Annotated in this window: 16 protein-coding genes; 7 read left to right on the forward strand and 9 right to left on the reverse strand. The window is 40.6% G+C overall.

The features are described 5' to 3' along the window. Window positions 1-699: LysR substrate-binding domain-containing protein (locus VF500_RS30135; RefSeq protein WP_330863206.1), on the reverse strand; the 699-nt coding region annotated here is incomplete at its 3' end. Between the two features lie 92 nt (window positions 700-791). On the opposite strand from VF500_RS30135, the gene VF500_RS30140 reads away from it, so the two are divergent. The 4 genes from VF500_RS30140 to VF500_RS30155 all read left to right on the forward strand — a co-directional run bounded on the left by VF500_RS30140 (window position 792) and on the right by VF500_RS30155 (window position 4,516). After that, complete coding sequence (locus VF500_RS30140; RefSeq protein WP_330863207.1) at window positions 792-2,291, forward strand: catalase; 1,500 nt, start codon at window positions 792-794, stop codon at window positions 2,289-2,291. Window positions 2,292-2,417: 126 nt separating this feature from the next. Then, on the forward strand, window positions 2,418-2,606 hold the full coding sequence (locus tag VF500_RS30145) for a hypothetical protein (RefSeq protein ID WP_330863208.1): 189 nt from the start codon (window positions 2,418-2,420) through the stop codon (window positions 2,604-2,606). Next, window positions 2,603-2,944, forward strand: a complete 342-nt coding sequence (locus tag VF500_RS30150; protein WP_330863209.1) for a type II toxin-antitoxin system PemK/MazF family toxin — start codon at window positions 2,603-2,605, stop codon at window positions 2,942-2,944. The genes VF500_RS30145 and VF500_RS30150 overlap by 4 nt, the downstream gene beginning before the upstream one ends. A gap of 66 nt (window positions 2,945-3,010) precedes the next feature. Continuing rightward, a complete protein-coding gene (locus VF500_RS30155) occupies window positions 3,011-4,516 on the forward strand; it encodes an NAD(P)H-hydrate dehydratase (RefSeq protein ID WP_330863210.1) in 1,506 nt (501 codons plus the stop codon). Window positions 4,517-4,862: 346 nt separating this feature from the next. On the opposite strand, the gene VF500_RS30160 is transcribed toward VF500_RS30155, so the two are convergent. From VF500_RS30160 to VF500_RS30185, 6 genes are all read right to left on the reverse strand, one after another. Then, window positions 4,863-5,684 (reverse strand): anti-sigma factor, encoded by an 822-nt coding sequence (locus VF500_RS30160; RefSeq protein WP_330863211.1) that lies wholly within the window; start codon window positions 5,682-5,684, stop codon window positions 4,863-4,865. A 2-nt stretch (window positions 5,685-5,686) separates the two neighbouring features. Then, entirely contained in the window at window positions 5,687-6,238 is a 552-nt protein-coding gene (locus VF500_RS30165) for an RNA polymerase sigma factor (protein WP_330863212.1), read from the reverse strand. A gap of 24 nt (window positions 6,239-6,262) precedes the next feature. Continuing rightward, entirely contained in the window at window positions 6,263-7,144 is an 882-nt protein-coding gene (lipA, locus tag VF500_RS30170; protein ID WP_330863213.1) for a lipoyl synthase, read from the reverse strand. A gap of 152 nt (window positions 7,145-7,296) precedes the next feature. Continuing rightward, window positions 7,297-7,626 carry a bacillithiol system redox-active protein YtxJ gene (ytxJ, locus tag VF500_RS30175; protein WP_330863214.1) on the reverse strand — a complete coding sequence of 110 codons (330 nt, stop codon included), beginning with the start codon at window positions 7,624-7,626 and terminating at the stop codon, window positions 7,297-7,299. Window positions 7,627-7,858: 232 nt separating this feature from the next. Continuing rightward, the gene (gene ribH, locus VF500_RS30180; protein ID WP_330863215.1) at window positions 7,859-8,353 is read right to left on the reverse strand and encodes a 6,7-dimethyl-8-ribityllumazine synthase; all 495 of its coding nucleotides are present in this window, start codon (window positions 8,351-8,353) and stop codon (window positions 7,859-7,861) included. A gap of 159 nt (window positions 8,354-8,512) precedes the next feature. Further along, window positions 8,513-9,190: a tetratricopeptide repeat protein gene (locus tag VF500_RS30185; RefSeq protein WP_330863216.1), complete on the reverse strand. Its 678-nt coding sequence runs from the start codon at window positions 9,188-9,190 to the stop codon at window positions 8,513-8,515. Window positions 9,191-9,435: 245 nt separating this feature from the next. Between VF500_RS30185 and recF the strand changes: the two genes are divergently transcribed. Both recF and VF500_RS30195 read left to right on the forward strand, forming a co-directional pair. After that, entirely contained in the window at window positions 9,436-10,536 is a 1,101-nt protein-coding gene (recF, locus tag VF500_RS30190) for a DNA replication/repair protein RecF (RefSeq protein WP_330863217.1), read from the forward strand. Further along, a complete protein-coding gene (locus tag VF500_RS30195) occupies window positions 10,529-10,819 on the forward strand; it encodes a DUF721 domain-containing protein (RefSeq protein WP_090530976.1) in 291 nt (96 codons plus the stop codon). Before recF ends, VF500_RS30195 begins: the two co-directional genes overlap by 8 nt. On the opposite strand, the gene VF500_RS30200 is transcribed toward VF500_RS30195, so the two are convergent. Continuing rightward, complete coding sequence (locus VF500_RS30200) at window positions 10,806-11,003, reverse strand: hypothetical protein (protein WP_330863218.1); 198 nt, start codon at window positions 11,001-11,003, stop codon at window positions 10,806-10,808. The genes VF500_RS30195 and VF500_RS30200 overlap by 14 nt on opposite strands. 147 nt (window positions 11,004-11,150) lie before the next feature. Next, window positions 11,151-11,570, reverse strand: coding sequence for a nucleoside-diphosphate kinase (locus tag VF500_RS30205; protein WP_110586614.1), 420 nt, complete (start codon window positions 11,568-11,570; stop codon window positions 11,151-11,153). Between the two features lie 210 nt (window positions 11,571-11,780). On the opposite strand from VF500_RS30205, the gene VF500_RS30210 reads away from it, so the two are divergent. Continuing rightward, window positions 11,781-12,489, forward strand: a 709-nt coding sequence (locus VF500_RS30210; RefSeq protein ID WP_330863219.1) for a DHH family phosphoesterase, incomplete at its 3' end; no start/stop codon positions are given.

A 12,489-nucleotide genomic window follows, 5' to 3' on the forward strand; every position in this document is an offset into this window, starting at 1 on the left:
CATGCGTTTAAGGGTTTCAACGCTGCCGGTATTGTACTCAAAATGCTGAAACCCTTTGGTTGATTTACGTCGCTGGCAAATGTTCAATACCTGCTCGCGCATGCAATGGCCTTCATTCAGGATCCAGATCTCCTCCATATCAATATCATCGGGAACAATATTTTTCTTTTTTGAAAGCCTGCTGTTTTTGGATACATAGGCAACAAAGTTTTCATAAAATACAGGGATCTCGGTAAGGTTGCTTTCATGCAGCGGGGTAGAGAGGATACCGCAATCAAGCATGCCCAGTTTTAGTTGTTGAATGATCTCTTCGGTGGTTTGTTCCCAAACAATGAGTTTTACTTGCGGATATTTTTCAATAAAACCATGAATGATCTTTGGTAATATATAAGGCGAAACAGTAGGGATAATGCCAACCCTTAATTCGCCCGAAAGCTCTTTTTGCCTGTCGGAAATGATCTCTTTTATCTTTTCACTTTCTGATAGCATTACCCTTGCCTGGGTAATTATTTCAATACCTATTTCTGTTGGCACCACTGGCTGTTTGCTGCGGTCAAAGATCTTTACACCAAGGGTGTCTTCCAGTTTTTGCACCTGCATGCTTAATGTTGGCTGGGTAACAAAACATTTTTCGGCTGCCAGAACAAAGCTGCGATAGGTATCAACAGCCACAATATACTCCAGTTGTGTAATAGTCATGTAATATAGATAAATGCTATGCGAAGATAATAATTATTGATTTTTTCTATTGAAATATTTTCGTGAGGTTTGAATTATCAAAACCAACTAATATGGAAACAAATAAAAAGAAACTTACTACAGCATCGGGCAGGCCTTACGTGGAAAATGAAAACTCCATGACTGCCGGCCCCCGCGGACCGATCCTGCTGCAAGACTATATCCTGCATGAAAAGATGGCCCACTTTAACCGCGAACGGATCCCTGAACGTGTGGTTCATGCTAAAGGATCGGGTGCTTATGGTACGTTTACAGTTACTCACGATATTTCAAAGTATACCCGCGCCAAGATCTTTAACACTATAAGTAAGCAAACTAAATTGTTCCTGCGTTTTTCGACCGTTGGCGGCGAAAAAGGTTCGGCAGATACAGAGCGTGACCCGCGTGGTTTTGCCATTAAATTTTATACCGAGGATGGTAACTGGGACCTGGTTGGTAACAACACTCCGGTATTTTTTATAAAAGACCCTAAAAAATTCGGTGATTTCATACATACCCAAAAACGCGATCCATATACTAATTGTAAAAGCGCAACCATGATGTGGGATTTTTGGTCACTTAATCCCGAAAGTTTGCACCAGGTAACTATTTTAATGAGCGACCGTGGTACACCATATGGCTATCGCCACATGGATGGTTTTGGCAGTCATACGTTCTCGTTCATCAATGCTAAAAATGAGCGGTTCTGGATCAAGTTTCATTTCAAAACCCAACAAGGCATTAAGAACTTTACCGACGCCGAAGCTGCAGACATGCGTGGAAAAGCGCCGGATTTTGCACAACATGACCTGTTAACGGCTATTGATAACGGCGACTTCCCTAAATGGACGCTTAAAATACAGGTGATGCCAGAGGCTGATGCCAAAACATACCACATTAATCCATTTGATTTAACTAAAGTATGGCCGCATGCCGATTATCCATTAATTGATGTAGGCGTACTGGAGCTGAATGAAAATCCTGATAACTATTTTGCACATGTTGAACAGGCGGCCTTCGCTCCTGCGCATGTTATTGATGGTGTAGGTTACTCGCCCGATAAAATGCTGCAGGGCCGTATCCTTTCTTATCCGGATGCCCATCGTTACCGCCTGGGAGGTAATTATGAGCAGATCCCGGTAAACAAATGCCCATACCTGGTAAGCAATTATCAACGCGATGGCCAGATGACCGTTAACGGAAACGGCGGTTCAAACCCTAACTATTTCCCTAATAGCTTTGATGATATTGAGGTTGATCAAAGCTACAAGGAGCCAGCCTGGGATTTTGGCAGCCCGGTAGGCGACTGGTATGACCGCAACGCTGAAGGCGAAAATGATCATTATGCCCAACCTGGCGACCTTTATCGCCTGATGGATGCTCAGCAAAAGAAAGACCTGGTAGCCAACATCGTAAATTCAATGAGCGGTATTGAAGGGCCTAAAAAGGAGATGATCGTTAACCGGCAGCTTTGTCACTGGTTTAGGGCCGATATCAACCTGGGCATGGCCGTCGCCAAAGGCCTCGAGCTTGACCTGGCCGAAACCATGAAGCAAATGCCTCAAACTGTTTAACCCCTACAACTTCCAATAATTAAGGGCGGCCATTTGGCCGCCTTTTTTGTTTTGTGCAATAAGAAGATTAGGAGAAACCAGTATTGATAAAATTATATTAAATTTGTTAAAAGGCATTTTCGTATCATGACCACATTGACTATAGATATTCCTGATAATAATACTGAAGAAGTGTTGGCGCAGTTAGCAAAACTCGGTGTAAAAGTATGGGAGTCTAACTTATCTAAGTTAGATGAACTAACTGAAGATGATTACAAAAAGCATTTTCACCATAAAGCGGCTGTAACCCGTAAAAATCTTCATAAATATTTATGAAGATTAATCAACGTGACATTGTTGAAATTGCATTTTATACGGGCAATAAGCCTGAAGTTCATCCCGCTATAGTAGTTTCAATTGATGATATCTTTGAGGTTGAAGGGCTTTTTTATGCAGTACTGTTATCTACAAAAAATCTATTCCCCGATTTTACATTTGAGATAAAACCCAATATGATCAATAAGCCCCGAAATGAACGGGTTGGATACGCTGTTTGTCATATGATTCAACAATTTTATCCTGAGGATGTGATAAGCAGAACCGGAGCTTCTTTAAAAGTTGAAGTATTTGAGCAAGTTATAGCTAAAATCCAACAAGTAATTTTCGGATTATAGCTTTAATATTTTTATTTCCGTTATCTCCTCCTCAAACAAATCTTCTAAATCCTTACTTTAGGAGATATGCTTCCTTTATTAATTGCCGAACAAATTCGCCAGGCCGATGCTTATACCATCGCCAATGAACCTGTTGCTTCCATTGATTTAATGGAACGCGCCTCAAAAGCTTTTGTGGGTTGGTTTACCAACCGTTTTCCCGATAAAAATGAACCGATAACCTTTTATTGCGGTACAGGTAATAATGGCGGTGATGGGCTTGCCATTGCGCGTATTTTATGTGATCATCATTATAATAAGCTTCATGTTGTAGTAGCCCGGTTTTCGGATAAAGCGTCGGATGATTTTAGAGCCAATTTTGATAGGTTAAAACAAACCTGTGTATCTATTAAAGAACTTGCTAAAGGTGAAGTAATCCCGGCAGATAGCAGTACTGTAATTATTGATGCCCTGCTTGGCAGTGGTCTGAATAAACCCCTCACCGGCGATTATGAGCGCCTGGTGAATTATATTAATGATCTTGAACGCACGGTTGTTGCTGTTGATGTGCCTACTGGTTTCTTTTCGGAGGGAGAGGTGCCCAAAGATACGATTGCCATAAAAGCCGACCTGGTAATTACCTTTCAACAGCCTAAGATCAATTTTTTGCTGCCCGAATCGGCACCTTATATCAATTGCTGGGAAGTGGTCAATATTGGCCTGAATGAAAAATTTATACAGTCGTTAAATTCAACATATCGGCTTGTTGAGGAAAAAGACATAAGACAATTGCTGAATCCGCGGCATCGTTTTAGTAATAAAGGGACATACGGCCACGCACTGATCATAGCCGGACAGGCAAAAACCATGGGAGCCGCACTATTAAGCTCATCTGCGGCAGCACACGCGGGGGCAGGGTTAACAACTGCCTGTATTCCCGAAAGTGGCTTGACAGCACTAAATAGTTATCTGCCCGAAATTATGGCTATAGTGCGGAATGTCAGTGAACTGCCCGATATTGAATGGGAAAAGTTTAGTTCGATAGCTGTTGGGCCTGGATTGGGTAAAGATGATGATGCTTTGCTATTGTTAAAAGCGATCATCAAAAACTATAAAAAGCCATTGGTTATTGATGCTGATGCGTTGAACCTGCTCGCCGAAAACCAGGAATTGTTAACACAGCTGCCTCCGGGAAGTATCTTAACCCCGCACATGAAAGAGTTCGATAGGCTTTTCGGCGAACATACCAATTGGTGGCAGCGACTGCAAACCGCAATTAAAAAAGCCCGGGAACTAAACTTGTGTATCCTGCTGAAAAATGATTATACCATTATTGCTGCACCGGGTGGCATAGCTTATTTTAATTCGTCAGGAAATGCCGCTATGGCAAGCGGCGGAATGGGTGATGTACTTACGGGTGTTATAGCCGCTTTGCTTGGGCAAAAGTATCAACCGGAGCAAGCCTGCATCATCGGCGCCTATATCCATGGCAAGGCTGGAGACGAATTAGCATTACCGAACCGTATGCATGTGGTTTTGCCGGGTAAGCTTATTACACAATTACCGGTAACCATGGCAAAGTTAAGGGCATAAAAAAACGGCTGCAAGTATCATACAGCCGTTTTAATTAACTATTAACTGATCTTATAAAGAACTAAATACTCAAATCTGGGGGTTAGGGTTTTTGGTTTTTTCTCTCGTTTATGTCCTAACTAATCATAAGACGCTTGTACGTTCCTATTAGTTACAAAAAAACTAATAATTGGTTTTGGTTTTTGTTAAAAAAAAGTTAAATTATTAATCCCGTGTAGTTTAGGTTTACACGAAATATAGGTAACTAACGCATAAAAAACAAAAAGCTTACATTTTTTCGGAATAAATCTGAAAAAATGTAAGCTTTTTTGTTTTAGCGACTTCTGAGGACGCCTTTTAAAGTGCTTTAGTATTTGCCGAGCACTACCATTTCTGATAATGTTGGGCTTGCGCTGCCGCCTCTTGGCTCAAGTGTTACGGCGAAGGCGTCGGCAGAAGCTATTGCTTTCATGTTCTTAAATCCGCTTGAATCTGCTGTTGCATCAAATACACCCAGGTCAACCGGTTTGCCACCTACCAATGCCCAAAGCTGGTATTGGTGAGTTTGGTCATTTGCCGGAAGTTTAAGGCCTTCCATATCAATAACCACTTTTTGTTTGGATGGGCTAAAGGCCACGGTCATTATCGATTCTGGTGATTTGGCGGTGCCTCTTAAGTGGATCAGTTTATATGATGTATCTCTTAAAAGGTTCAGTTCGCTATCTTTTGCACTAACAGTGTTGCTAAAATGCTGGTTTTGGGCCTGCATTGCGCTTAGCTGGGTATTTGTATCGTTAAGGCGGCTATAAAGATTATACAATGCCACTGCGCTTGCTAATAATAAAGCAAGGCATGCAGCAAACGCATATTTATAAAAATTGGTTTCTTTTTCAGGCTGCATGATAACAACTTTTTCACGTTCTACGTGTGTTGGTGTAGGAAAGTTATTATCGTCGCCAAAATTGGTAAGCAGGCTGCCTAATATACGGCTGCGTAAATGTTCAGAAGGCTCAATGGCGTTTTCTTCAGCATACAATTCCATTGATCGCTCAATTTCATCCAGCTCAGCCTTAATAGCCGGATGCTTTGAAGCCATCTCTTCAACCTGAAGCTTTTCGGCCGGGGTAACATCCCCCAAAACGTAAAGCTCCAGTATCCCTGATTCTATATATGCTTTTAAATCTTCCACCTTCAATTAAAATGTTTTCTGAGTTCCAGTATTGCCATTCTTAACCGGGTTTTAATGGTGCCCAGCGGAATGCCCAATTCTTCGGCGGCTTCCACATGGGTATAACCTTTAAAATACACCAGCTCAATGATCAGCTTTTGTTCGGGTTTTAGTGTTTGCACTAAATCCTTAACGCCCATTAACTCAGGTTTGTAAACTGTGTTTCTTTGCTCGTCAATGAAAGTTACGTTATTTTCTATCTCCTGGTTTTTGTTTTGATTCTTAAAATCTTTCGATCTGATCTTATCTATCGCAAGGTTGCGCGCGATATTAACCATCCAGGTAAATAAACGGCCTTTTTCAGTACTGTAGCTTGAAAAGGAATGCCAGATTTTTACAAAAGTTTCCTGTAAAACATCTTCGGCTATAGCGGTGTCATTTATAATGCGTGATATTACCCCGAATAACGAGGCTGAATACATATCATATAACGCTTCGACGGCAATTTTTTCCCTGTGCTGCAATGATAGCACCAGTTCTTCTTCCGACAGCGATATTTTTCGTTTCTTACTCAACTCAGTGAAGATATAAAGGAATTATCACATTTCAAACAAGTGTTTTTCAGCGTGGTAAGATGAGCGCACCAATGGGCCGCTTTCAACATACCTAAAGCCTTTTTGAAGGCCAAATTCCTTATAACGTGCAAACTGATCAGGGTGGATCCAGTCTATCACAGGGTGATGGTTGCGTGTAGGTTGTAAATATTGTCCCAGTGTAAGGATATGTACACCGGCCGCAAGCAGATCGTCCATAGCTTCCAGTACATCTTCTTCGGTTTCGCCCAAACCAAGCATAATGCCCGATTTTGTACGTAACCCAGCTTCTGAAATATGTTTCAATGCTTCAAGGCTGCGGTCATATTTGGCCTGGATGCGTACCTCTTTGGTAAGACGCCTTACAGTTTCCAGGTTGTGTGAAACCACCTCGGGCCTGGTTTCCAAAACGCGGGCAAGGTTATCCCAGTTACCTTTAAAGTCAGGCAGCAGGGTTTCTAAAGTAGTATCGGGGCTTTCGCGGCGAATGGCATTGATTGTTTCGGCCCAGATAATGGAACCGCCGTCCTTCAAATCGTCACGGTCGACAGAGGTAATAACGCAATGTTTTACCTGCATCAGTTGTACAGAAGTTGCTACACGGTTAGGCTCATCAACATCGACAGCTAAAGGCCTGCCGGTTGCAACAGCACAAAACGAGCACGAACGGGTACAAATATTACCCAGGATCATGAAAGTAGCAGTACCGGCTCCCCAGCACTCGCCCATATTAGGGCAGTTACCACTTTCGCATATTGTGTGCAGCTTATGGGTATCAACCAGGCTGCGTACGTGGGCGTATTCTTTTCCTGTAGGAAGCTTAACCCTAAGCCAATCAGGCTTGCGTACAGGTTGGCTAACAGCAGGAACTACCGGTAATTCAATCATGTTACAAATGTAGTTAAATATTTAGTTGATGGGGAATGGTTCATAGTTCATAGTAGCAGCAAATGACTGCAAAATGATCATTTGCTGTAACGTACTAACACTAAAAATACTTTATGAACCCATGAACCATGAACTATGATCCATGAACAAAATTAATTTAATACTTCTAACGTTTCATCAACAGAGATGCCGCTGTGCGATTGGTCAAGAATGCATTCGCCATTTTTAATGAGTAACAATTGAGGCGATTCATGATGAACCTGGAACAATTGTGCAACCTGGTTTGACAGGTCGCGGTATTTGATCAGGTCTAAAAAGTAAAGGGATATATTTTCGGGAAGGTTATCCCAGTCAAGCTCAAAACGTCTTTTTGCCATCATGCTGATGGAGCAACGTGTACTATGTTTAAATATAAGGCTATAGCCTTCTTGTTGTTTGATCGCCATAAGCTGATCGGCCGTCTCCAACGAAATCCAGTTCATATTATTATATAGTTATAAATGCTATAACGTAATTATAACACAAAAACTCTGTAATGTGTTTAAGCAGGTTTAAAAATGACAATTAGCTGTTAACGACCTGTTTTGGGATATGAGCCGTAAGCCGGGCATAATTTATTTGAGCAGGAAGATACCGTTGCAACGGCTGCGGCTATAAGTGCTATGTAAACTAATTTTTTCATGTTGAGCTAAAAATTAATTGCTTTAACGGGTTTTAACTATTTAATGTTTCAGCAAGGGCAGCCATTTTGATGGCAGTGATAGCTGCTTCATCGCCTTTATTGCCATGTTTGCCGCCCGCCCTGTCAATAGCCTGTTGCTGATTATCAGTAGTTAATACACCAAATATAACAGGTTTTGAGTATTTTATAGCAACATTGCTTACTCCGTTTGCTACTGCGTTGCAAATAAAATCAAAATGCCTTGTTTCGCCCTGTATTACACAGCCCAGGCAAATTACCGCATCAAGATTGCCTTTTTTTAATAAAAGCTCTGCTCCTGATGTAAGCTCAAAACTGCCGGGTACCTGGTATGAAAAAATGTTTTCGGCCAGTGCGCCATTACTAACAAGGCTTTGGTATGCACCCTGGTAAAGTGCATTGGTAATCTCAGCGTTCCATTCGGCTACAACTATACCAAAACGGTAAGGTGCTGCCGAAGGTATTTCGGTATTCGAAAAATCGGAAAGGTTTTTAAGATGGGTAGCCATATTGATTTCGGATTTGGGAATTTCGATTTCGGATTTAGTTTATGGCACATATGTAAATAAAAGGCCGTAAATAAAAAATGTTCGATCTCTGAATTATGTAAGTTGTAATATCACTACTTCATAAATCCGAAATCGAACATCCGAAATCCGATATTAAAATTATTGTTTTGCTTCGGCGCGGGCTATATATTCGTCGATATTTTGAGCCTCTGCGCTTTCAGGATATTCAGTTTTTACTCTTTTATAGGCTTCAACAGCATCTTTGTTGTTTTTCTGAGCCTCATAAGTTAAACCTAACTTTTTAAGGTAAAGCGGTGATAAAAATTTATTCTTTGCTTTATCAACAGCTTTGCTGAAATAGGTTGCTGCTTTTTCGTAATCTTTCAGTTCTACGTAAGCGTCGCCGGTGCTGCCGTAAGCTTCGGCTGCTACCATGTTATCGTCGCCGCGGTAGTTAGTCAGGTTGTCAATAGCTTTGCGGTAATCGCCTTTGTTTAAATAAGCAGTACCCAGGTAAAAATAAGCAAGGTTAGCAGCTTTTGTGTTGCTGTAATCGCTGATGATCTTTTCAAAACCAGGGAAACCGGCATCACCTTTAATAGCTTTATCCCAGTTTTTTTGCTGCCAAAAATCCTGCGCTTTATACATTTGGTTAGCAGCAGTTACTTCACGTGGACCTAAGTATAATTTAATGTAAATGAAATAGATTGCGATAAGGGCAATAATAGCCCCTACAATAAACAGTAAGCTTTTTTGGTTCTCGCGTACAAATTTGCCACTCTGACCAAAATTGTTTTCCGGTGCTGCAACTTTGGTGTTCGCCTGGGTTTTTGACATTGTTGTTCTAAAATTAAGTTTGCAAAAATACGGTTTTCAAATTTACTGGCAATACCTTTTGTATTAAATCTTTAAAGAAGCATTTTAATTGATTATGAACCATGATTATGCTTGATTAAAGGATGATCATGATAGATGGAATATTTGAAAAAGTGAATTTATCCTGATATCATGAAAATCAATTAATCCTATTAATCATGGTTCTGAACTTATTCAAACTAATAAAACACTAACTTTGCCATCCCATGCACCTGCAACAGCTGTCAGTTATCAACTTTAAAAATTACGATGAGGCCGAACTGGTTTTCAGCGAGGGGGTTAATGCTTTTACGGGGAACAACGGTGCGGGTAAAACCAATCTGCTTGATGCTATTCACTACCTGTCGTTATGTAAAAGCTATTTTAATCCTATAGACAGCCAGCAGATCAAGCAGGGGGCTGACTTTTTTATCATTACTGGCACCTTTAACAAAAATGAACAGCCCGAAGCGGTGGCCTGCTCGGTAAAGCGCAATCAGAAAAAGCAGTTTAAACGTAATAAAAAGGATTACCAACGCCTGGCCGATCATATCGGGCTGCTGCCGCTGGTTATGATCTCACCAAATGATACCAGTATCATTACCGAAGGGAGCGAAGAGCGCCGTAAGTTTATTGATAATGTGATATCGCAAACAGATAACCATTATTTAGATGAGCTTATTGTTTATAATAAGGTCCTTACCAATCGTAACGCGCTTTTAAAACAAGTAAATGAAACAGGGCGGTATGATGCCGGGTTGTTTGAAGTGATAAATGAGCAGTTAATGGATTCAGGCATGCGTATTTTTGAAAGGCGCCGTGCTTTTATGGATACTTTTGTGCCAGTATTTAATCAACATTATGATTTTTTGAGCGATAATGCCGAGCGCGTTGAACTGATATATGAATCGCAATTGCTTGCTGATGATTTTGATAGTTTATTAAAGAAGAGTTTTGACCGCGATAAGGCGCTGGAACGTACTACAGCGGGGATCCATAAAGATGATCTGCAATTCAATATCCATGGTATGGCTATGAAGAAATTTGGATCGCAGGGGCAGCAAAAGTCATTTTTAATTGCACTTAAGCTTGCTCAGTATAGTTTCCTGTATCAGCAAAAAGGCTTTAAGCCTTTGCTTTTGCTTGATGATATTTTTGATAAGCTTGATGACGGGCGCGTTACCAAATTAATGCAGATGGTATCAAATAATGATTTTGGGCAGGTTTTTATAACCGATACCGGGGTTGAGCGTGTGGAAAGCGTTTTTAATAAAATAGGAGTGCCTGTTAAATTATTTAAAGTAAAAGGAGGAGCTATCGATGCGTAAAACTAACGACAAAACACTTAAGGAAGCCATTGAGCAAATGCTTAATGTATATAAGATCAAACGGCGTTTTGATGAAACCGGTGTAATTACAGCCTGGCCAGACCTTGTTGGTAAGTCGGTAGCCAACCGTACTAAAGAGTTATTTGTACGCGATAAAAAATTATTCCTGCGGATAGAATCATCAGTAATAAAAAACGAACTGATGCTGATGCGCAGCCAGATAATTGAAAAGATAAATAATGAAGCTAAAAGTGTGCTGGTTGAGGAGATTATCTTCCTCTAAGCATGCGTAAGCCGTGGTGTTTTAACTTAATATCATCTGTAAGCTTTGAATAAGCAAGGATGAACAAGCCGGGAATAGTAAAAGCAAGTTGAGCTTCTGGGTGCGTTCTGTAAAGCATTATTGAGCCAATAACCAACAGCACCAGTATAAGTACGTAAAATATGTATTTGAATAGCGGCTTCATGTTGTGTGATATTATTGGTTTGTTTAAAATGTAATACAGTTTAGGTATGTTTTGTAAAGTTACAAAAAACGTAACCATAATTACAAAAAAACGTAAACATTTCGGGTGTAACTTTTCGGTTACGTAATTACACCCGAAATTCATTACTTAAAACCTTTCAAAAGCCGAGAAAAAGAAGTTTCCTTCAATGTCGGCATTTTCATCAGAGTCTGAACCGTGAACGGCGTTTTCGCCAATTGACCTTGCATACAGGTTACGGATAGTGCCTTCGGCAGCATCAGCAGGGTTAGTAGCACCAATCAGTGTACGAAACTCGGTGATTGCGTTGTCTTTTTCAAGGATAGCAGCTACGATAGGACCTGATGACATAAATTCAACCAATCCGTTATAAAAAGGACGCTCTTTATGCACTTCATAAAACTGTCCGGCTTTTTCAGCAGATAATTTAGTGTATTTAAGGGCTACAATTTTAAAGCCGTTTTTGGTTATAATGTCTAAAATAGCACCGATATGGCCGTCAGCAACAGCATCAGGCTTTATCATGGTAAATGTTCTGTTGGTTTTCATTGAAATAATTGTTTCTTTTTTGGGTTATTAATAAACTAATTGCCTTTGTTGGGTTAGTTTTAAACCACAAGCTTGCCATAGCTTATGGAGATATTTAAAATTTGCGGCAAAAATAGGCTTTTGTAACTGTAAGATAAAGCTTTTTGAATTAAATTAGATGGTTTGTATTTGATTAATTTATTTAGCTTTGCAACTCTTTTTTAAGAATTAATGTTTGATTTAGCTTCGCTTACTGACCTTTTAACGAAACCTCAAAAAATAGTGATCACAACCCATCATAAACCTGATGGAGATGCTATGGGGTCGTCATTAGGCTTATATAATTATTTAATACAGCAGGGCCATCATGCCAGGGTTATTGCCCCTACAGATTATCCTGATTTTTTAAGCTGGCTGCCCGGTAACGAGAATGTTATTATTTATACCGAGCGCCGCGAAGAGGCTGCCGCCCTGATAGCCGAAGCGAAACTTATATTTTGTCTTGATTTTAATGCCTTAAGCCGTATCAATGATATGGGCGAACTGGTTGGCGAAAGCAACGCCTACAAGATCATGATAGACCATCACCTGGAGCCTGCCGATTTTGATGATTACAGGCACTGGGATATCAATGCCTGCGCTACAGCACAGCTGGTGTATGATTTTATAGTGAACCAGCTTCACCACAAAGAACTTGTAAATAAGGATGTGGCAACCTGCCTTTATACAGGTATCATGACCGACTCAGCTTCCTTCAGGCTTCCCAATACTACATCGGCAGTTCATCGTATAGTGGCTGATTTAATTGATGCCGGTGCTGTAAACTGGCGCATCCATGAGCTGGTATATAATAGCGCATCAGAAAGTAGGCTACGCTTTTTAGGCCATTGCCTGGCTAATTGTCTTGAAGTATTACCCGAATTTAATACAGCTATTATTG

The organism is Mucilaginibacter sp. (genome assembly GCF_036383575.1).
In the GTDB taxonomy this organism is placed as follows: domain Bacteria; phylum Bacteroidota; class Bacteroidia; order Sphingobacteriales; family Sphingobacteriaceae; genus Mucilaginibacter.

Excerpts from the sequence above, each read along its gene's own strand:
- VF500_RS30195 (WP_090530976.1), top strand. The coding sequence starts at position 10,529 with ATGCGTAAAACTAACGACAAAACACTTAAGGAAGCCATTGAGCAAATG.
- VF500_RS30150 (WP_330863209.1), top strand. The coding sequence starts at position 2,603 with ATGAAGATTAATCAACGTGACATTGTTGAAATTGCATTTTATACGGGC.
- ytxJ (WP_330863214.1), bottom strand. The coding sequence starts at position 7,626 with ATGAACTGGATTTCGTTGGAGACGGCCGATCAGCTTATGGCGATCAAA.
- recF (WP_330863217.1), top strand. The coding sequence starts at position 9,436 with ATGCACCTGCAACAGCTGTCAGTTATCAACTTTAAAAATTACGATGAG.
- VF500_RS30155 (WP_330863210.1), top strand. The coding sequence starts at position 3,011 with ATGCTTCCTTTATTAATTGCCGAACAAATTCGCCAGGCCGATGCTTAT.
- lipA (WP_330863213.1), bottom strand. The coding sequence starts at position 7,144 with ATGATTGAATTACCGGTAGTTCCTGCTGTTAGCCAACCTGTACGCAAG.
- VF500_RS30205 (WP_110586614.1), bottom strand. The coding sequence starts at position 11,570 with ATGAAAACCAACAGAACATTTACCATGATAAAGCCTGATGCTGTTGCT.
- VF500_RS30200 (WP_330863218.1), bottom strand. The coding sequence starts at position 11,003 with ATGAAGCCGCTATTCAAATACATATTTTACGTACTTATACTGGTGCTG.
- ribH (WP_330863215.1), bottom strand. The coding sequence starts at position 8,353 with ATGGCTACCCATCTTAAAAACCTTTCCGATTTTTCGAATACCGAAATA.
- VF500_RS30185 (WP_330863216.1), bottom strand. The coding sequence starts at position 9,190 with ATGTCAAAAACCCAGGCGAACACCAAAGTTGCAGCACCGGAAAACAAT.
- VF500_RS30145 (WP_330863208.1), top strand. The coding sequence starts at position 2,418 with ATGACCACATTGACTATAGATATTCCTGATAATAATACTGAAGAAGTG.
- VF500_RS30140 (WP_330863207.1), top strand. The coding sequence starts at position 792 with ATGGAAACAAATAAAAAGAAACTTACTACAGCATCGGGCAGGCCTTAC.